Source organism: Kitasatospora sp. NPDC056273 (assembly GCF_042268845.1).
Classification (GTDB): Bacteria; Actinomycetota; Actinomycetes; order Streptomycetales; family Streptomycetaceae; genus Kitasatospora.
Window position 1 is genome coordinate 71,621 of sequence record NZ_JBHJSJ010000010.1, and the last position, 22,124, is coordinate 93,744.

Consider the following 22,124-nt stretch of genomic DNA (forward strand, 5'->3'; position numbering starts at 1 on the left):
GAGCCCCATGTCCAACGAAGCCAAGCTCCGCGACTACCTCAAGCGCGCCACGGCGGACCTGCGCGAGGCACGACAGCAGACCAGGGAACTGGAGGAGAAGGCCCACGAACCCATCGCGATCGTGGGGATGGGGTGCCGCTACCCGGGCGGGGTGAGCTCGCCGGAGGACCTGTGGCAGCTGCTGTCGGAGGGGCGCGACGCGATCTCCGGCTTCCCCGAGGGACGGGGATGGAACCTGGACGGCTCCGGCGCCCCGGCCCGGGACCAGGACGCGCGGGGACCCGGCTCGATCCCCACCCGGAGCGGCGGCTTCCTGCACGACGCGGACCTGTTCGACGCGGGGTTCTTCGGCGTCTCGCCGCTCGAGGCCGAGGCGATGGACCCGCAGCAGCGGCTGCTGCTGGAGGTGTCCTGGGAGGCGTTGGAGCGGGCGGGGATCCGTCCCGACACCCTGAAGGGCAGTGCGACCGGTGTCTTCACCGGGCTGATCTCCGGGGAGTACGTCTCCCGGCTGTCCTCCGTCCCCGCCGAGGCCGAGGGCTACGCCGGTACGGGGAACACGGCCAGTGTCGCGTCCGGCCGGGTGGCCTATGTGCTGGGGCTGGAGGGCCCGGCCGTGTCGGTGGACACGGCGTGCTCGTCGTCGCTGGTGGCGCTGCACCTGGCGGTGCAGTCGCTGCGGCGGGGCGAGTGCGCGATGGCGCTGGCCGGCGGTGTCACCGTCATGGCGGGCCCGTCCACGCTCGTCGAACTCGGCAAACAGGGCGGTCTGTCCCCGGACGGCCGGTGCCGGGCGTTCGGCGAGGGGGCCGACGGCACGGGGTTCGGTGAGGGCTGCGGCGTGCTGGTGCTGGAGCGGTTGTCGGACGCGCGGCGGGCTGGGCGCCGGGTGTTGGGGGTGCTGCGGGGTTCGGCGGTGAACCAGGACGGTGCGTCGAACGGGTTGACGGCGCCGAGTGGTCGGGCGCAGGTGCGGGTGGTGCGCGGGGCGTTGGGGGATGCCGGGTTGGCGGCGGGTGACGTCGATGCGGTGGAGGCGCACGGGACGGGGACGCGGTTGGGGGATCCGATCGAGGCGCAGGCCTTGCTGTCCGCCTATGGGGCGGGGCGTGAAGTGCCGTTGTGGCTGGGGTCGGTGAAGTCGAACATCGGTCATACGCAGGCCGCGGCGGGTGTGGCGGGTGTGATGAAGATGGTGTTGGCGATGCGGCACGGGGTGCTGCCGCGGACGTTGCACGCGGAGGTGCCGTCGTCGCATGTGGACTGGTCCTCGGGCGGGGTGGAGCTGCTGGCCGAGGCGCGGGAGTGGCCTGAGGTGGGCCGGCCGCGGCGGGCGGGTGTGTCGTCGTTCGGGATCAGTGGGACGAACGCGCATGTGATCGTGGAAGGGGTCGCCGAAGAAGCAACTACCTTTCCCGATAACCCTGTTGATGATGTGGTGCCGTGGGTGGTGTCCGGCCGGTCGGTGGAGGCGCTGCGGGCGCAGGCCGGCCGGCTGGCGGAGCACCTGACGGAGCGCCCGGAGATCGGAGCGGGCAGCGTCGGCTGGTCGTTGGTCGCGCAGCGCTCGCTGTTCGAGCAGCGTGCCGTCGTGACGGGCGCCGACCGGGAGGAACTGCTCGCCGGACTGCGCGTCCTGGCCGAGGGCGGCACGGCGGACAACGTCACCGTCACGCCCTCCACCACGCCCCCCGACGGTCGGCGCGGCACCGTCTTCGTCTTCCCCGGCCAGGGCTCCCAGTGGGCCGGCATGGCACGGGAACTGCTCGCCGGGTCACCGGCGTTCGAGGAACAGCTCCGCGCCTGCGACCAGGCCCTGACCCCGTACGTCGACTGGTCCCTGCTCGACGTGCTGAACGGCCGTGACGGCGCACCCCCGCTGCACCGGGTCGACGTCGTCCAGCCGGCCCTCTGGGCCGTGATGATCGGACTGGCCGCGGTCTGGCGCTCCCTGGGCGTGCGTCCCGACGCGGTGGTGGGCCACTCCCAGGGCGAGATCGCCGCCGCCCATGTCGCGGGAGCGCTGTCCCTGGACGACTCGGCCAAGATCGTCGCCATCCGCAGCCGGGCCCTGCTGCGCCTGGCGGGCACCGGTGGCATGGTCTCCGTCGCCGCCCCGGTCGAGGACGTGCGCGCACTGCTGGCCACCGTCGACGGCCATGCCGAGATCGCCGCGGTCAACGGCCCCTCCTCGACCGTGGTCTCGGGCGGCCCCGAGGCCCTCGACCAGCTCACGGCCCGCTGCGAGGCGGGCGGGATCGTGAGCCGCCGCATCGACGTCGACTACGCCTCCCACTCCGCGAGCGTCGAGCCGCTGCGTGAGCAGCTCCTGGCGGAGCTGGCCGGCATCACCCCCACGACCTGCGACACCGCCTTCTACTCCAGCGTCACCGCGACCGCCCTCGACACCGCGCGGCTGGACGCCGACTACTGGTACGAGAACCTCCGGCGGCCGATCCGGTTCCAGGAGGCCGTCCAGGCCGCGGCCGACGGCGGCCACGGGTTCGTCGTGGAATCCAGCCCGCACCCCGTCCTGACCGCCGGCATCGAGGAGACCCTCGGCGGCGAGCGGGTCGTCGTGGGCTCCCTGCGCCGTGACCACGGGGCCGTCCGGCAGATCCTCACGAACGCGGCCCGCCTCCACACCGGCGGACTGCCCGTCGACTGGTCCCCGCTCTTCGCCGGGGCGCGGCCGGTGGAGCTGCCGACCTACGCCTTCCAGCGCCGGTCCTACTGGCTGAAGGAGGACACCGCCGTCGCGGACGTGGCCTCCGCGGGTCTCGAGACGGTGGGGCACCCGCTGCTGGGCGCGGCGGTCGAGCGGCCCGACGGGACCGGCTGGGTGCTCACCGGCCGGCTCTCGCCCACGACCCACCCCTGGGCCGCGGACGTTCCGCACGCCGTACTGCTCGAACTGGCGCTGGCCGCGGCCGACCGGGCCGGGTGCGACCGGCTGGAGCGGCTGACCGTCGAGACGCCCCTGAGCCTCGGACGGACCGCGACCGACGTGCAGGTCGTGGTCGAGGCGCTGGGCCGCGGCCGCTGCTCCCTCGCCGTCTTCTCGCGGGCTTCCGGAACCTGGATCCGGCACGCCACCGGGGAACTGACCGAGACCCCGGTCGACGCCGGGCCGGCGCCGGCCGCCACGGGCCCGGACCACGAGGTTCTCCGGGCGGATGTGGAACTCCCGTCCCACACCGACCCCGTGGGGTACGGCGTGCACCCGGTGCTGCTGGCCGCCGCACTGCGACCGTTCGCCGGAACCGGTGCGCCCCGCACCTGGTCCGGCGTCGAGCTGTACGCCAGCGGGGCCACCGCGCTGCAGGTGTCGCTGACGCCCACGGGAGCCGGCACCGCGCGGGTGTTCGCGGTGGACGCGATGGGCGAACCGGTGCTGAGCATCGCCGAAGTGACGATGAGTCAGAACACCGAGGACACGGCCGAGGTCGAGTCCGAGGTCCACGACGACCTGTTCCACCTGGACTGGACCGCACTCGGCGGCCACGCCGTCCGGCCCTCCTCCGAAGACTCCTTGGGCGTGCTCGGCTCCGCCGACGGGCTCGCTCTCCCCGGTGCCGTGGCGTACCCCGACCCGGCCGCCCTGGCCCGGGCCGCCGAGGTGCCCGGCACGGTGATCCTCCCCTGCCTGGACGTGGAGGGCGACGGGCGGGACGTGCCCGGCGCGGCCCGGGCCGTCGCCCAGCGCGCGCTGGAGGTGCTGCAGGACTGGCTGGCCGAGGGGCGGTTGACCCGCTCGCGCCTCGTCGTCCTCACCCGCGGGGCCGTCGCGACCGCCCCCGACGAGGGCGTGAGCGCGCTGTCCGCCTCGGTCCTGTGGGGTCTGCTGCGCTCCGCCCAGACCGAGCACCCGGACCGCTTCGTCCTCCTGGACGTCGACACCGACCCGGACCGCGGCGTCCTGGCCGCGGCCCTCGCGACCGGCGAACCGCAACTCGCCCTGCGAGACGGCACCCTGCTCGCCCCCCGGCTCACCCGGACGGCACCGGCCGAGTTCCGGGCCCCGGTGTCGTTGGATCCGGAGGGGGCGGTCTTGCTGGTCGGTGGTACGGGGGTGCTGGGGGCGTTGCTGGCGCGTCATCTGGTGGTGGCGTGTGGGGTGCGGCACCTGGTGCTGGTGGGCCGTCGGGGTGTGGAGGCGCCCGGGGCGGCGACACTGCGGGACGAGCTGCTGGGGTTGGGTGCCCGCACTGTGGAGGTGCGGGCGTGTGACGCGGCCGACCGGGTGGCGTTGGGGGTGCTGGTCGACGAGGTGGTGGCCCGGCGTCCGCTGACGGGCGTGTTCCACCTGGCGGGTGTGCTGCGCGACGGGGTGCTGGTGTCGCTGGGTGCGGAGGCGCTCGGGGAGGTGCTGCGGTCGAAGGTGGACGGCGCGTGGGCGTTGCACGAGGTGACGCGGGAGCGGTGCCCCGGGCTGGCCGCGTTCGTCGTGTACTCCTCGGTGTCGGGCCTGATCGGCGGTGCCGGTCAGGCGAACTACGCGGCGGCGAACACCTTCCTGGACGCGCTGGCGCAGGAGCGGTCAGCTCGTGGGCTGCCGGGCCTCTCGCTCGCGTGGGGGCTGTGGGAGCAGGAGTCCGGCATGACCGCCGGCCTCGACGAGGGCGACCTCGGCCGCATCCGGCGCTCCGGCGTCCTGCCGCTGCCCACGCCGCGGGCCCTCGCCCTCCTCGACCTCGCGATCCGCGCCCGCCGGCCCGTGGTGGCTCCCGTCCGCCTGGACACTGTCGGCCTGCGCGAGCGCTCCGCCGGGCCGGTGCCCTCCGTCCTGCGCCGACTGGTACGCCGCCCGCGCCGGATCGCGGCCACCGGCGCCGAGTCGTTCTCCCTGGCCGGCCTGCTGTCCGGCGGCCGGGAGGACGAGCGGGGCCGCCGTCTGCTCGACCGACTGCGCGACCAGCTGCTCGAACACCCCGAGGTCTCCCACGCGATCCCCGTCCTGGTGCGGGCCGAAGATCCCGCGGGGCAGGAGCAGGAGCAGGAGCGGACGACGGCCCGGGCCGAGACCAGGCTCGTGGCCTACGTCCTGCCCGGCCCGTCCCCGAAGGTGCTCCAGGAGCTCCGCGACCGCCTGCCGGCCCACCTCGCCCCCGTCGAGATCCTGGGCGCCGACGAGCCGCACGCCCGGGAGGCGGTCCTCTGCGGGCTCTTCGCCGAACTGCTCGGCCTCACCCGGGTGGCACCCGGCGACAGCTTCTTCGACATCGGCGGCCAGTCCCTGCTCGCCACCCGCCTGATCAGCCGCGTCCGCGGTGTCCTCGACGCCGAGATCCAGCCTGGCGAGCTGTTCGAGCACCCGAGCCCGGGCGCCCTGGCACTGCGTCTCGGTCACGGAACCGGGGAGCGGCGCACCCGCCTCGCGCCCGTCTCCCGACCGGACGTCCTTCCCCTCTCCTTCGCGCAGCAACGCCTCTGGTTCCAGCACAAATTGGAGGGCCCGTCGGCGACGTACAACGTGCCGCTCGCGCTGTGGATGTCGGGGGAGCCGGACCCGGCGGCGCTGGCGGCCGCGCTGAACGACGTGGTGGGCCGGCACGAGTCGCTGCGGACGGTGTTCGAGGAGGTGGACGGCGAGCCGTGCCAGCGGGTGCTGGCCGAGTTCGAGGTGCCGGTGGAGACGCGGCGGCTCGAGACCGCCGACCTGCGCGGGGAGTTGGACGAGGCCGCCCGGTACGCCTTCGACCTGGCGGCCGAAGTGCCCATCCGGTCCTGGCTGTTCAGCGCCGGACCGACCGAACACGTCCTGCTCGTCGTGCTGCACCACATCGCGGGCGACGGGTGGTCCATGGTGCCGCTGGCCCGCGACCTGGCCGAGGCCTACGCGGCCCGGCTGGAGGGTGCGGCGCCGGGGTGGGAGTCGCTGCCGGTGCAGTACGCGGACTACACCCTCTGGCAGCGGGACCTCCTGGGTGGGGCGGACGATCCCGACAGCCTCTTCGGCCGCCAAGTAGACTACTGGCGACAGGAGTTGGCCGACCTCCCGACGGAGGTGAGCGCCCCCGCCGACCGGGCGCGGCCCGCCGTGGCCTCGTACGCCGGAGACGTGACCCCCTTCGCGCTCGACCCGGACCTGCACCGCGCGCTGAGCGAACTGGCCCGCGCCCTCGACGCCACCGTCTTCATGGTCCTGCAAGCCGCTCTCGCCGCCCTGCTGACCCGGCTCGGCGCCGGCACCGACATCCCGCTCGGCAGCGGCATCGCCGGCCGGACCGACGAGGCGCTCGACCGGCTGGTGGGCTTCTTCGTCAACATGCTGGTCCTGCGCACGGACACCTCGGGCGACCCGTCGTTCGCCGAACTCGTCGGCCGGGTACGGGAGACCAGCCTCGCCGCCTACGCCCACCAGGACGTCCCCTTCGAGTCCCTGGTGGAGGAGATCAACCCGCACCGTTCGACCGCCCACCACCCGCTGTTCCAGGTGGCCCTGACCCTGCAGAACAACGAGCAGGCCCGGTTCCGGATGCCCGGACTCGACGTCCGCCCGGAACTCGTCGGCACCGGGACCTCCCGCTTCGACCTCTTCTTCAGCCTGACGGAGAGCCACGGCGCGAACGGCGAACCCGCCGGCATCGACGCCTACGTCGAGTACGCCACGGAGCTCTTCGACGCCTCCACCGTCGACGCCCTGATCCACCGGTGGACCGCGTTCATGCGCGCCCTGCTCCACGACCCCGCGGCCCCCATCGGCGCGGCGGACATCCTCACCCCGCGGGAGCACGCGCGGATCACCGGGTGGAACGCCGGCCCCACCCGCGACACCACCGGGTCGAGCCTGCCGACGCTGTTCGCCGCCCAGGCCGCCCGCACCCCCGACGCGACGGCCCTGGTCTGCGAGGACGTCGAACTGACCTACCGGGAACTGGACGCCCGCGCCAACCGGATCGCCCACTGGCTGCGCGCCCGGGGCATCGGCGCCGAGCAGCACGTGGCCGTCCTCTACGAGCGCTCGCCCGAGCAGATCGCGGCCGTCCTCGGCGTCCTCAAAGCGGGCGCCGCCTACGTCCCCCTCGACCCCGAGTACCTCGCCGAGCGGGTCGGCCACATCCTGGCCGACGCCGCCCCGGAGCTGATCCTGACCACCCGGGCGCTCGCCGACACGATCGGCACCCTGCACGACGGCACCGAGACCGTGGCCACCGACGACCCGGGGACGGCCGCCGCCCTGGCCGGCTGCCCCGACCACGACCCGGAGCCCGCCGCACCGCCGCACCCCGGCCACCCGGCCTACGTCATCCACACCTCCGGCTCCACCGGCGTGCCCAAGGGCGTCGTCGTCACCCACCAGGGCCTCGGGAGCCTGGCGAGCACCCTGCTGCGACAGTGCGCGGTCACCCCCGACTCCCGGGTGCTCCAGCTGTCGTCGCCCGGCTTCGACGCGGCCGTCCTCGAACTGACCATGGCCTTCGCGGCCGGCGCCGCCCTCGTCCTGGGCGGCCGGGACCGCCTCGTCGGCGCCGAACTGGCCGACGTCCTGGCCGACCGCCGGATCACCCACGCGCTCATCCCGCCGTCCGTGCTCGGCACCCTGCCGGCCGGATCCGCCGAGGCGCTCACCGGGTTCCGCACCCTGATCGTGGGAGCCGAGGCGTGCGGCGCCGACCTGGTGCGGACCTGGTCGCCGGGACGCCGCATGGTCAACGCCTACGGCCCGACCGAGTCCACGGTCGTCGCGGCCATCAGCGAGCCGCTCACCGGCGGTGACGTACCGATCGGACGCCCCGTCGACAACACCCGGGTCCGGGTCCTGGACGAACGCCTGCGGCCGGTACCGCCGGGCGTCCCCGGCGAGCTGTACCTGGCGGGCGCGGGCCTGGCCCGCGGCTACCTCGACCGGCCCGGGCTCAGCGCCCAGCGCTTCGTGGCCGATCCGTTCGGCCCGGCCGGCACCCGCATGTACCGCACGGGCGACGTCGTGCGCTGGACGGCGGAGGGGCAACTCGAGTACCTGGGCCGGGCCGACCAGCAGGTCAAGGTCCGCGGCTTCCGGATCGAACCCGGCGAGATCGAGGCCGTCCTGCGCGAGCAGTCCGGTGTCGCCCAGGCCGTGGTGGTGGTCCGCGAGGACCGCGAGGGCGACCCGCGGCTCGTCGCGTACATCGTGCCCGAGGGCGAGGGCGCCGAGGACGACCAGGTGGACGAGTGGCGCGAGATCTACGACGACGTCTACGGCGGCGCCGGGACGGAGACACCCGGGTTCGGCCAGGACTTCACGGGCTGGAACAGCTCCTACACCGGTGAGCCGATCCCGCTCGACGAGATGCGCGACTGGCGCGACGCCGCGGTGCGGCGCATCACGGAACGCCCGCCCCGGCGCGTCCTGGAGATCGGCGTGGGCTCCGGCCTGCTCTTCGGCCCGCTGGCCCCCCGGGCCGAGACCTACTGGGCGACGGACTTCTCCGCGCCCGTGATCGAACGCCTCACCGCGCAGTGCGAGACCGCCGGACTCGCCGACCGGGTACGGCTGCTGTGCCGGCCCGCCGACGTCGTGGACGACATCCCGGCCGAGTACTTCGACACCGTCGTCCTCAACTCGATCATCCAGTACTTCCCCGACGCCGACTACCTGGCCCGGGTCCTGGACGGCGCGCTCGGCCGGCTCGCCCCCGGCGGGCGCATCGTCGTGGGCGACGTCCGCCACCGCGGCTCGCTGCGCGCCTTCCAGACCGGGATCCACCTCGGCCACGCGGCGGAGGACAGCACCGGCGAGCAGCTCAGGGCGGCCGTGGAACACGCGGTGATCATGGAGAAGGAACTGGTCATCGACCCGGACTTCTTCACCGTCTGGGCGCGGCGCCACCCCGAGGCGGTGGCCGGCGTCGACATCCGGCTCAAGCGCGGCGCCCACCACAACGAGCTGACCAGGCACCGCTACGAGGTCGTCCTGCACAAGGCGGACGGGACCGCCCGGGCCGAGTCCCTCGCGAACGTGCCGGAACTCGTCTGGGGCCGCGATCTCACGAGCCTCCAGGACCTGGCAGGCCTGGACGCCCTCACCTCCGGGGCCGGTCCTGTCCGGGTCACCGGCCTCGTCAACAGCCGGCTGACCGGAGAGGTCGCGGCGGCGGAGGAACTCGCGCACGAGGCGTCGCCACAGCGGCTCCGCGCCCGGCTGAGCACGGGGCGGGCCGACGGGACCGCACCCGGGGCCGTCGACCCGGAGGCCCTGCACGAGTGGGGCGAGCGGCACGGCTGCCAGGTGCTGACCACCTGGGCACCCGGGGCGCCGGACGCCATCGACGCCGTACTCGTTCCCGGCGGGCGCGCGGACGCCGTCTACACGGACGTGCACCGACCGGCGTACACCCAGGACAAGCCCCTGTCGGCCCTGGTGAACAATCCCCTGGGCTCCCGGACGACCGGACGCGTCCTGGCCGGGCTGCGGGACGCCCTGCGGCAACGGCTGCCCGAGTACATGGTGCCGTCCGCCGTCATCGCCCTCGACGCGCTGCCGCTCACCTCCAGCGGCAAACTCGACCGGCGGGCCCTCCCGGCTCCCGACTACGCGTCGCGGTCGGCACGCGGGCCCCGTACACCGCGGGAGGAGATCCTCTGCGGCCTGTTCGCGGAGGTGCTGGGAGTCGACCGGGCCGGGATCGACGACGACTTCTTCGACCTGGGCGGGCATTCGCTGCTGGCGACGCGGCTGGTGAGCCGGGTGCGCTCGGTGCTGGGCGTGGAACTGCCGTTGCGCGCGGTGTTCGAGACTCCGACGGTGGCCGGGCTGGTCGAGCGGTTGTCCTCCGGCGGTGCGGTGCGCCCGGAGCTGGTGGCGGGGGTGCGGCCGGAGCGGTTGCCGCTGTCGTTCGCCCAGCAGCGCCTGTGGTTCCTGCACCGGTTGGAGGGGCCGTCGGCGACGTACAACATGCCGCTCGCGCTGCGGTTGTCGGGTGTGCTGGACCGGGGTGCGTTGAGGGCCGCGCTGGATGACGTGGCGGGCCGGCACGAGTCGCTGCGGACGGTGTTCGCGGAGGTGGACGGCGCGTCGTACCAGCGGGTGCTGACCGGCGTGCGGGTGCCGTTCGAGGTGTCCGAGGTCGAACCCGCAGCTCTGGATGCGGCGTTGGCGGGCGCGGCGCGGTACGCCTTCGACCTGGCGGCCGAACTGCCCATCCGTTCCTGGCTGTTCGGTACCGGCCCGTCGGAGCACGTCCTGCTCGTGGTGCTGCACCACATCGCGGGCGACGGGTGGTCCATGGCGCCGCTGGCCCGTGACCTGGCCGAGGCCTATGCGGCCCGGCTGGAGGGTGCGGCGCCGGGGTGGGAGCCGCTGCCGGTGCAGTACGCGGACTACACGCTGTGGCAGCGCGAGCTGCTGGACGGTGTAAGGGAAGATGAACTCACGTATTGGCGCGGTCAGTTGGCTGGCCTGCCGGAGGAGGTGAGCCCGCCCGCCGACCGGGCTCGGCCGGCCCTGGCCTCGTACGCGGGAGAGACGGCGTCGTTCGGGCTGAGCCCGGCCCTGCACCGTGCCGTCGGCGAGGTGGCGCGGGCCCATGACGCCACGGTGTTCATGGTGCTCCAGGCGGCGTTGGCCGTGCTGTTGTCCCGGTTGGGTGCGGGGGAGGACATCCCCATCGGTTCGCCGGTGGCGGGGCGTTCGGACGAGGCGCTGGACGACCTCGTCGGGTTCTTCGTGAACACGCTGGTGCTGCGGACGGACGTGTCGGGTGATCCGTCGTTCGCCGAGCTGGTGGGCCGGGTGCGTGAGGCCGGTCTGGGCGCCCTGGCGCATCAGGACGTGCCGTTCGAGTACCTCGTGGAGGAGTTGAATCCCCGGCGGTCGGCGGCGCGGCATCCGCTGTTCCAGGTGATGCTGGCGTTGCAGAACACCGAGCAGGCCCGGTTCGAACTGCCGGGCCTGGAGGTGGTGGCGGAGCCGGTGGGCACGGGCGTGTCCCGGGTCGACCTCACCCTCAGCCTCGCCGAGGACCCTGACGGCGGGATGCGCGGAGTCGCCGAGTTCGCGACGGACCTCTTCGACCGGTCCACCGTCGAGGTGCTCCTCGACCGGTGGGTGCGGTTGCTGGAGGGGCTGACCGCGCGGCCGGAACTGCCGGTGGCCCAGGTCGACATCCTCACCCCCGAGGAGCGCCGGCAGCTCCTGTCGGGCCGGAACGACACGGACCTGCCCGCGCGCAGCCTGGTCACGGCGTTCCGGGCGCAGGTCGAGCGGGTCCCCGACGCCGTCGCGGTCGTCGCCGACGGCACCCGGCTCACGTACGCCCAGCTCGACGAGCGGGCCGACCGCCTCGCCCACGAGCTGACCGGCCGTGGTGTCGGCGCGGAACGCCTGGTGGCCATCGCCATGCCGCGGTCGATCGGCTTCGTGGTCGCGGTGCTGGCCGTGGTCAAGGCCGGCGGAATGTACCTGTCGCTCGACGCGCGCTACCCGGAGAGCCAGGTCCGCAGGATGTGGGCGGACAACGACGTCAACCTGCTGCTGACCGACTCGCCGACCCGCGTCCCGGCCTTCGTGCCCGGGGACCAGGTGCTGCTCGTCCAGGACGACGCCGCACACGTCCCGTCCACGTCCCCGTCCGCCCCGCCCGCCGGCGACCGCGGCGCGGCCCCCGACCCCGACCAGCTGGCCTGCGTCATCTACACGTCCGGATCCACCGGCACCCCGAAGGGCATCGGGCTCACCCACGCCGACATCACGTCCCTGGCCGACGACCCCGTGGTCGGCGGGTACCCCGCACGGGTGCTCCTCCACTCGCCGACCGCCTGGGACGCCCTGCCGTTCGAGCTGTGGATGCCCCTCCTGCTCGGCGGCCGGGTCGTCATCGCCCCCGACGTGCCGCTCGACGGACCGCATCTGCGCGACATCGTCCGCGACCACGGCATCACCTCCATGTGGATCACCGCAGGACTGTTCAAGGCGATGGCCGAGGACCACCCCGACTGCTTCGCGTCCATGCGCCAGGTCTTCACCGGCGGCGAGGTCGTCCCGCAGGGCCCGGTGCGGCGCGTCATGGCGGCCTGCCCGGACCTCACCGTGGTCAACGGCTACGGACCGGGTGAGACCACCACCTTCGCCACCCTGCACGCGATGGCGCCCGGCCACGACCCCGAGCCGTCCCTGCCGATCGGCCGGCCGATCACCGGCAAGCAGGTGTACGTCCTCGACGAGCGCCTCGGCCTGGTGCCGCCCGGCGTGGTGGGCGAGCTGTACGTCGCCGGCGCCGGTATGGCGCGCGGGTACCTGGGGCAGCCGGGGCTCAGCGCCCAGCGCTTCGTGGCGGACCCGTACGGCCCGGCCGGCACCCGCATGTACCGCACCGGCGACCTCGCCCGCTGGAACCGGGACGGCCTGCTGGAGTTCGCCGGCCGGGCCGACCACCAGGTCAAGATCCGGGGCTTCCGGATCGAACCGGGCGAGGTCGAGTCGGGGCTGCGGCGCTGCGCCGGAGTGGCGCACGCCACCGTCGTCGTCCACACCGTCCGGGAGGGCGATGTCCGTCTGGTCGCCTACGTGGTGACCGAGCCCGGCACGGGGTTCGACCCGTCCGCGATCGCCGGGGAACTGCGCGGGCGGCTCCCGGAGTACATGGTCCCCTCCCTGATCACGACCGTCCCCGCCATACCCCTGACGCCGAACGGGAAGGTGGACCGGGCCGCGTTGCCGGCGCCCGACTTCGGCGCCCTGGTGTCGGAGGGCGGCCGGGGGCCCCGTTCGGCGCGTGAGGCGGCGCTGTGCGAGGTGTTCGCGGAGGTGCTGGGAGTCGAACGGGTCGGGATCGACGACGACTTCTTCGACCTGGGCGGCCATTCGCTGCTGGTGATGCGGTTGATGAGCCGTGTCCGTGAACGGATGGGTGCGGAGCTGCCGCTGCGTGCGGTGTTCGAGTCGCCGACGGTGGCCGGGCTGGTCGAGCGGCTGGCTTCGGGTGCGGTGGCGCGGCCGGAGCTGGTGGCGGGGGAGCGGCCGGAGCGGTTGCCGCTGTCCTTCGCTCAGCAGCGGTTGTGGTTCCTGCACCGGTTGGAGGGTCCGTCGGCGACGTACAACATGCCCTTGGGGCTGCGCTTGTCGGGTGTGCTGGACCGGGGTGCGTTGGCGGCCGCGTTGGATGACGTGGTGGGCCGGCACGAGTCGCTGCGGACGGTGTTCGCGGAGGTGGACGGCGAGCCGTGCCAGCGGGTGCTGACCGGGGTCCGGGCGGCGTTCGAGGTGTGCGAGGTTGAACCGGCAGTTTTGCGCCGGGAGTTGGACGAGGCCGCGCGGTACGCCTTCGACCTCTCGACTGAACTGCCCATCCGTTCCTGGCTGTTCAGTACCGGTCCGTCGGAGCACGTCCTGCTCGTCGTGCTGCACCACATCGCTGGTGACGGCTGGTCCATGGCGCCGCTGGCCCGTGATCTGGCCGAGGCGTACACGGCCCGGCTGGAGGGTGCGGCGCCGGGGTGGGAGCCGCTGCCGGTGCAGTACGCGGACTACACGCTGTGGCAGCGCGAGGTCCTGGACGAGGTGCGCGACGGCCAGATCGCGTACTGGCGCGGCCAGTTGGCGGAGCTCCCGCAGGAGGTGAGCCTGGCCGCTGACCGCGTGCGGCCGGCAGTCGCCTCGTACACGGGTGACGTGACCACCTTCGCCCTCGATCCGGACCTGCACCGTGCACTGGGCGAGCTCGCGCGGTCGTCGAACGCCACGTTGTTCATGGTGTTGCAGGCTGGCCTCGCCGTGCTGTTGTCCCGGTTGGGTGCGGGGGAGGACGTCCCCATCGGTTCGCCGGTGGCGGGGCGTTCGGACGAGGCGCTGGATGATCTGGTCGGGTTCTTCGTGAACACGCTGGTGCTGCGGACGGATGTGTCGGGTGATCCGTCGTTCGCCGAGTTGGTGGGTCGGGTGCGTGAGGCGGGTCTGGGTGCCTTGGCGCATCAGGATGTGCCGTTCGAGTACCTGGTGGAGGAGTTGAACCCCCGGCGGTCGGCGGCGCGGCATCCGCTGTTCCAGGTGATGCTGGCCTTGCAGAACACCGAGCAGGCCCGGTTCGAACTGCCCGGTCTGGAGGTGGCGGAGGAACCGGTGGGCACGGGCGTGTCCCGGATGGACCTCACGCTCAGCCTCGCCGAGGAGCCCGGCGGCGGGATGCGGGGAATCGCCGAGTTCGCGACGGACCTGTTCGACCGGTCCACCGTCGAGCTGTTCCTCGACCGGTGGGTGCGCTTGTTGCAGGGGCTGGCGGCGCGGCCGGAACTGCCGGTCAGCCAGGCCGACATCCTCACCCCCGAGGAGCGGCACCAGCTGCTGTCGGGCTGGAACGACACCGGCCGGGACGTGCCGGCGACGACCGTGCCGGAGCTGTTCGCCGCGCAGGTGGCCCGGACGCCCGAGGCCACGGCCCTGGTCGCCGGGGCCGCACGGCTGAGCTACGCGCAGCTGAACGCCCTGGCCAACCGGATCGCCCACTGGCTCATCGCCCAGGGCGTCCGACCGGGCGACACGGTGGCCGTGGCACTGCCCAGGTCGGTCGAACTGGTCGCCGTGCTCCTGGCCACGCACAAGGCCGGTGCCGCGTACCTGCCGCTGGACCTGGACTACCCGGCGGAGCGCACCGCGTTCATGTGCCGTGACGCGGAGCCCGCGTACGTGGTCGACGACCTCGACCTGATCAGCGGGCTGCTCGACGGGGACGGCGGTGACGCCACCGGGCCGGCCGTCGAACAGCACCCCGGCCTTCCCGCCTACGTGATCTACACCTCGGGTTCCACCGGGCGCCCCAAGGGCGTTGTCGTCCCGCAGCGGGCCATCGTCAACCGGCTCCTGTGGATGCAGGACGAGTACGGGCTCGGCCCCGACGACCGGGTGCTCCAGAAGACCCCGTCGAGCTTCGACGTCTCCGTCTGGGAGTTCTTCTGGCCGCTCGTCACCGGCGCCACGCTCGTGGTCGCGGAGCCCGGAGGCCACCGGGACCCGGCGTACCTGAGCCGGCTGATCCAGACGGAGGCCGTCACCACCGTCCACTTCGTGCCGTCCATGCTGGAAGCGTTCCTCGCCGACGAGTCCACCGCCCGCTGCACCGGCCTGACCCGGGTGATGTGCAGCGGGGAGGCGCTCCCGGCGGACCTGGCCGCGCGGTTCCACGACACGCTGCCCCAGGCGGAACTGCACAACCTCTACGGCCCGACCGAGGCCGCGGTGGACGTCACCTCCTGGCACAGCGTCGCCGACCCGGGGGTCGTACCCATCGGCCGGCCGGTCTGGAACACCCGCCTGTACGTGCTCGACGCGGCGCTGCGACCGGTGGCTCCCGGCGCCCCCGGCGAGTTGTACATCGCCGGAGTCCAGTTGGCCGACGGTTACCTGCGGCGGCCGGGAGTGACGGCCGAGCGGTTCGTGGCCAACCCCTTCGGCGCACCCGGCGACCGCATGTACCGCACGGGAGACCTCGCCCGCTGGACGACCGACGGGGTCCTCCAGTTCCTCGGCCGGGCCGACCAGCAGGTCAAGATCCGGGGCTTCCGGATCGAGCCGGCCGAGATCGAGGCGGCTCTCACCACCCATCCGGCGGTTCGCCAGGCCCTGGTCGTCGCCCGGGAGAACACCCTGGTGGCCTACGCGGTGCCGGAGGAGGGCGCCGGGATCGACACCCGGCAGCTCCGGGAACACCTGCGGGCCGCCTTGCCGGACCACATGGTCCCGGCGGCCGTCGTTCCCCTGGACCGGCTTCCCCTGACGCCGAGCGGGAAGGTGGACCGGGCCGCGTTGCCGGTGCCCGACTTCGGCGGGTCGGTGTCGGAGGGTGGCCGGGGGCCCCGTTCGGCGCGTGAGGCGGCGTTGTGCGAGGTGTTCGCGGAGGTGCTGGGGGTCGAACGGGTCGGGATCGACGACGACTTCTTCGACCTGGGCGGGCATTCGCTGCTGGCGACGCGGCTGGTGAGCCGTGTGCGGTCGGTGCTGGGTGTGGAGCTGCCGTTGCGTGCGGTGTTCGAGTCGCCGACGGTGGCCGGGTTGGCGGAGCGGTTGGGTGCCGGTGGTGCGGTGCGGCCGGAGCTGGTGGCGGGGGTGCGGCCGGAGCGGTTGCCGTTGTCCTTCGCGCAGCAGCGGTTGTGGTTCCTGCACCGGTTGGAGGGTCCGTCGGCGACGTACAACATGCCGTTGGCGATGCGGTTGTCGGGCGCGTTGGACCGGGGTGCGTTGGCGGCCGCGTTGGATGACGTGGTGGGTCGGCACGAGTCGCTGCGGACGGTGTTCGCGGAGGTGGACGGCGAGCCGTGCCAGCGGGTGCTGGCCGGAGTTCAGGTGCCGTTCGAGGTGTCCGAGGTCGAACCGGCAGTTTTGCGCCGGGAGTTGGACGAGGTCGCGCGGTACGCCTTCGACCTTTCGACCGAACTGCCCATTCGGGCATGGCTGTTCGGTACCGGTCCGTCGGAGCACGTCCTGCTCGTCGTACTGCACCACATCGCTGGTGACGGCTGGTCCATGGCGCCGCTGGCCCGTGACCTGGCCGAGGCCTATGCGGCCCGGCTGGAGGGTGCGGCGCCCGGGTGGGAGCCGCTGCCGGTGCAGTACGCGGACTACACGCTGTGGCAGCGTGAGGTCATGGACGACGTTCTCGACGGCCAGATCGCCTACTGGAGTGGCCAGTTGGCGGGCCTTCCCGAGGAGGTGGGCCCGCCCGCCGACCGGGCCCGGCCGGCCGTGGCCTCGTACGCCGGCGACATGACGTCCTTCGTCCTCGATCCGGCTCTGCACCGTGCCGTCGGCGAGGTGGCGCGTGCCCATGGCGCCACGGTGTTCATGGTGCTCCAGGCGGCCTTGGCGGTGTTGCTGTCCCGCCTGGGTGCGGGGGAGGACGTCCCCATCGGTTCTCCCGTCGCGGGGCGTTCGGACGAGGCGCTGGACGATCTGGTCGGGTTCTTCGTGAACACGCTGGTGCTGCGGACGGACGTGTCGGGTGATCCGTCGTTCGCCGAGCTGGTGGGTCGGGTGCGTGAGGCGGGTCTGGGCGCGCTGGCGCATCAGGATGTGCCGTTCGAGTACCTGGTGGAGGAGTTGAACCCCCGGCGGTCGGCGGCGCGGCATCCGCTGTTCCAGGTGATGCTGGCCTTGCAGAACACCGAGCAGGCGCGATTCGAACTGCCCGGTCTGGAGGTGGCGGAGGAACCGGTGGGCACGGGCGTGTCCCGGGTCGACCTCACCCTCAGCCTCGCCGAGGAGCCCGGTGGCGGGATGCGGGGAATCGCTGAGTTCGCGACGGACCTCTTCGACCGCTCCACCGTCGAGGTGCTCCTCGACCGCTGGGTGCGGCTGCTGGAGGCGTTGACCGCGCGGCCGGAGCTGCCGGTCGGCCAGGCCGACATCCTCACCCCCGACGAACACCGCGAACTGTCGCGGCTGGACTACGTCCTGGACCGGAACCTCCGACTCGTGCCACGGGGTGTCGTGGGCGAGCTGTACGCCAGGGGCGCGGAGAGCGACCTGGCCGGCAGCGACCCGGGGCGCTGGGTGCCGGACCTGTTCGGTACGCCGGACGCGCGGATGTACCGCACGGGTGACCTGGCCCGCCGCCGGACCGACGACGGGCACCTGGAACTCGTCGGCCCCGCCGACCCGTTGGCCGCCGCCCTGGAGATCGAAGCCGTCCTGCGGACACTGCCCGGCGTCGCCGAGGCCGCCGTGGTGGTGGACGGCGAGGCGACGCGGTCGGTGGCCTATGTGGTGCCGCTCGTCATGAACCAGTTCTCCGTGTCGCGCCTGCACGAGGACCTGAAGCACCGGCTGCCGGACCACCGGCTGCCCGCGGTGGTCATGCCCGTCCCCGCCCTCCCGCTGACGGCGGACGGTGCGCTCGACCGGGCCGCCCTGCCCGACCCCGACCCCGACCCCGACCACGCGCCGCGGGCGGTGCGGACGACGCGCTCGCCGCAGGAGGAGATCCTCTGCGGTCTGTTCGCGGAGGTGCTGGGGGTCGACCGGGTCGGGATCGACGACGGGTTCTTCGGTCTGGGCGGTCACTCGTTGATGGCGGCACGGCTGGTGAGTCGTGTGCGGTCGGTGCTGGGTGTGGAGCTGCCGTTGCGTGCGGTGTTCGAGTCGTCGACGGTGGCCGGGCTGGCGGAGCGGTTGTCTTCCGGTGGTGTGGTGCGCCCGGAGTTGGCGGCGGGGGTGCGGCCGGAGCGGTTGCCGCTGTCGTTCGCGCAGCAGCGGTTGTGGTTCCTGCACCGGCTGGAGGGTCCGTCGGCGACGTACAACATGCCCTTGGGGCTGCGGTTGTCGGGCGCGTTGGACCGGGGTGCGTTGGCGGCCGCGTTGGACGACGTGGTGGGCCGGCACGAGTCGCTGCGGACGGTGTTCGCGGAGGTGGACGGCGAGCCGTGCCAGCGGGTGCTGGCCGAGGCGCCGGTCCCGCTGGTGACGGTGGAGGTCGACGCCGACGGACTGCGCGACGCGATGGCCGAGGCCGCCCGGTACGCCTTCGACCTGGCGGCGGAGATCCCGCTCCGGGCGTGGTTGTTCGCCTCGGGCCCGTCGGAGCACGTCCTGCTCGTCGTGCTGCACCACATCGCGGGCGACGGTTGGTCGTTGGCGCCGCTGGCGCGTGATCTTGCGGAGGCGTACACGGCCCGGTTGGAGGGTGCGGCGCCCGGGTGGGAGCCGCTGCCGGTGCAGTACGCGGACTACACGCTGTGGCAGCGCGAGGTCCTGGACGAGGTGCGCGAAGGCCAGATCGCCTACTGGCGCGGCCAGTTGGCGGAACTTCCGGAGGAGGTGAGCCTGCCCGCCGACCGGGCTCGGCCGGCGGTGGCCTCGTACGCGGGAGGGACGGCGTCGTTCGAGCTGGGCCCGGACCTGCACCGCGCACTGGGCGAGCTCGCGCGGTCGTCGAACGCGACGTTGTTCATGGTGCTGCAGGCGGGTCTCGCCGTGCTGCTGTCCCGCCTGGGTGCGGGGGAGGACGTCCCCATCGGCTCTCCGGTGGCCGGTCGCTCCGACGGGTCCCTGGACGATCTGGTCGGGTTCTTCGTGAACACGCTGGTGCTGCGGACGGACGTGTCGGGTGATCCGTCGTTCGCCGAGCTGGTGGGCCGGGTGCGTGAGGCGGGTCTGGGCGCGTTCGCGCATCAGGATGTGCCGTTCGAGTACCTGGTGGAGGAGTTGAATCCCCGGCGGTCGGCGGCTCGGCATCCGCTGTTCCAGGTGATGCTGGCGTTGCAGAACACCGAGCAGGCCCGGTTCGAGCTGCCGGGTCTGGAGGTGGCGGAGGAGCCGGTGGGCACGGGTGTGTCCCGGGTCGACCTCACCCTCAGCCTGGTCGAGGAGCCGGGTGGCGGGGTGCGCGGGGTCGCGGAGTTCGCGACCGATCTCTTCGACCGGTCCACCGTCGAGGGGTTCCTGGGCCGGTGGGTGCGCTTGCTGGAGGGGCTGGCCGCGCGGCCGGAACTGCCGGTGGCCCAGGTCGACATCCTCACCCCCGAGGAGCGGCAACAGCTGCTGTCGGGCTGGAACGACACCGGCCGGGACGTGCCGGCGACGACCGTGCCGGAGCTGTTCGCCGCGCAGGCGGCCCGGACGCCCGAGGCCACGGCCCTGGTCGCCGGGGCCGCGCGGCTCAGCTATGCCCAGCTGAACGCCCGGGCCAACCGGATCGCCCACTGGCTCCTCGCCCGGGGCGTCCGACCGGGCGACACGGTGGCGCTGATGTACGAGCGGTCGGCGGACCTGGTGGCCGCGCTCCTCGGCGTCCTCAAGACGGGCGCGGCCTACCTGCCGGTCGACCCGGAGTTCCCGAGCGCCCGGGTGGCGCACATCCTCACCGAGGCCGCCCCCGCCCTCCTGCTCACCAGCGACGCCGTCGCCACGGGCGCCGGAGCGGACGCCCTCGCGGAACGCCCCTCCTCGGCGACGGTCGTCACCGACGCCCCCGGCACCGCGGCCGCCCTGGCGCTGTGCCCGGACACCGACCCGGACCCGGTCGCCGGTGCCGCGGACCCGGCCTACGTCCTCTACACCTCCGGATCCACGGGCGCGCCCAAGGGCGTGGTCGTGGAGCACGGGGCGCTGTCGAACTTCCTCGCCGACATGGCCGCGCGCTTCCCGCTGACCACCGGGGACCGCTGGCTGGGTGTGACGACCGTCGGGTTCGACATCTCCGTGCTGGAGCTCTGCCTGCCGCTGACCAGCGGCGCCACGCTGGTGCTCGCCGACCGTGACACGGCCCGCACGCCCGCCGCGCTCGCCGGTCTGCTCCGGGCCACCGGAGCCACCGTCATGCAGGCGACCCCCACGCTGTGGCGGGCCCTCGCCGAGGAGCAGCCCGAGTGCCTCGACGGGCTCCGGGTCCTGGTGGGCGGCGAGGCGCTCCCGTCCGACCTCGCGCGGAACCTCGCCGCCCGCGCCGCCGAGGTCGTCAACCTGTACGGACCGACCGAGACCACGATCTGGTCCACGGCGGCCGGCATCGCCCCCGGGGCGGCACCGGAGCGCACGCCCATCGGAACGCCGATCGCCAACACGCGGGTGCACGTCCTCGACGAGCGCCTCGGCCTGGTGCCGCCCGGCGTGGTGGGCGAGCTGTACATCGCCGGCGCCGGCGTGGCGCGCGGGTACCTGGGGCAGCCGGGGCTGACCGCCCAGCGCTTTCTGGCGGACCCGTACGGCCCGGCCGGCACCCGCATGTACCGCACCGGCGACCTGGTGCGCCGGAACCGGGACGGCCTGCTGGAGTTCGCCGGCCGGGCCGACCAGCAGGTCAAGATCCGGGGCTTCCGGATCGAACCGGGCGAGATCGAGGTCCTGCTCCGGGAACAGCCCGGCGTGGCGCACGCCGTGGCGGTGGTACGGGAGGACCGGCCGGGAGACCAGCGGCTGGTCGCCTACGTGGTGCCCGACGAGCCGGCCGACGCGCCGCACCTCGCCGAACGCCGCGACCTCCGGGACGCCCTGCGCCTGCGGCTGCCCGAGTACATGGTGCCGTCGGTTGTGCTCACCCTGCCCGCCCTGCCGCTGACCCCGAACGGCAAGCTCGACCGCCGGGCCCTGCCGGCCCCGGACCGGGGCGCCGCCGGCCGCGGGCCCGCCACCCCCCAGGAGGCGGTGCTGGCCGGGCTGTTCGCCGAGGTCCTCGGGGTGGAGCGGGTCGGCGTGGACGACGGGTTCTTCGACCTGGGCGGCCACTCCCTGCTCGCCACCCGGCTGATCGACCGCGTCCGGGACGTGCTGGGCGTGGAGCTGCCGCTGCGCGCCCTGTTCGAGACCTCCGACGTGGCCGGGCTCGCCCGCCGCCTCGACGCGGACCACGACGGCACGGCCGACGCCTTCGGTGTCGTCCTGCCCCTGCGGCCCCGCGCCGAGGGCGTGCCGCTGTTCTGCGTCCACCCGGGCGGCGGCCTGAGCTGGTCGTACGCCGGACTGCTGCGGCACCTGCCCGCGGAGGTGCCCGTCTACGGCATCCAGGCCCGTGGACTGTCCGAGCCGGACGACCTGCCGGGCAGCGTCGAGGAGATCGCCGACGACTACATCGCCGAGCTCCTCCGGCTGCGTCCCGAGGGCCCCTTCCCGTTGCTGGGCTGGTCGTTCGGCGGGGTGGTCGCCCACGCCATGGCGGCCCGGCTGCGGGAGCGCGGGTTCGACGTCCCGTTCCTGGTCCTCCTCGACGCGCAGCCCGCGCGGCCCAGGACCGCCGAGGAACTCGCCGAGGAGGCGACCCTCGACACGTCCATGGTGTACCGGACGCTGCTGACGGCGTTCGGGGTGCCGGTCGGCGACGGGGAACCGCTCACGCACGCGCGGTTCACGGAGCTGGCCCGTGAGCACCACGCGGCCGTGGCCGACTTCACCGAGGACCGGATCGCCGACGTCCTGCGGGTCATGGCCAACGACCTCCGGATCACCCCCGCCCACCGGCACACGCCGGTGGCGACGGAGGCCGTCGTGTTCGCGGCCACCCGGAAGGACCCGTCCGACCTGGTCACCCCGGAGATGTGGGCCCCGTACATCGACGGGCCGCTCGACCACCGCACGGTCGACTGCGGCCACGCCGCGATGGCCGGCCCGGAGGCGCTGCGGGTGATCGGGCCGATCCTCGCCGAGAGGATGCGCCGGCTCTCCTGAGCGGCGTGCCGGGGAACCGTCGGCCGGGGAACCGCGTGCCGGGGAACCGTGGGCC

General features: G+C 73.7%; 1 protein-coding gene. It reads left to right on the forward strand.

The annotated features are described in order from the left end of the window. The first annotated feature begins 7 nt into the window (after positions 1 to 7). Positions 8 to 22,069: an amino acid adenylation domain-containing protein gene (locus ACFCY1_RS12060; RefSeq protein WP_375874407.1), complete on the forward strand. Its 22,062-nt coding sequence runs from the start codon at positions 8 to 10 to the stop codon at positions 22,067 to 22,069. Positions 22,070 to 22,124 lie beyond the last annotated feature (55 nt).

What these genes read in the sequence shown, in the direction of transcription:
- ACFCY1_RS12060 (WP_375874407.1), top strand. Translation starts at nt 8, where the DNA reads ATGTCCAACGAAGCCAAGCTCCGCGACTACCTCAAGCGCGCCACGGCG.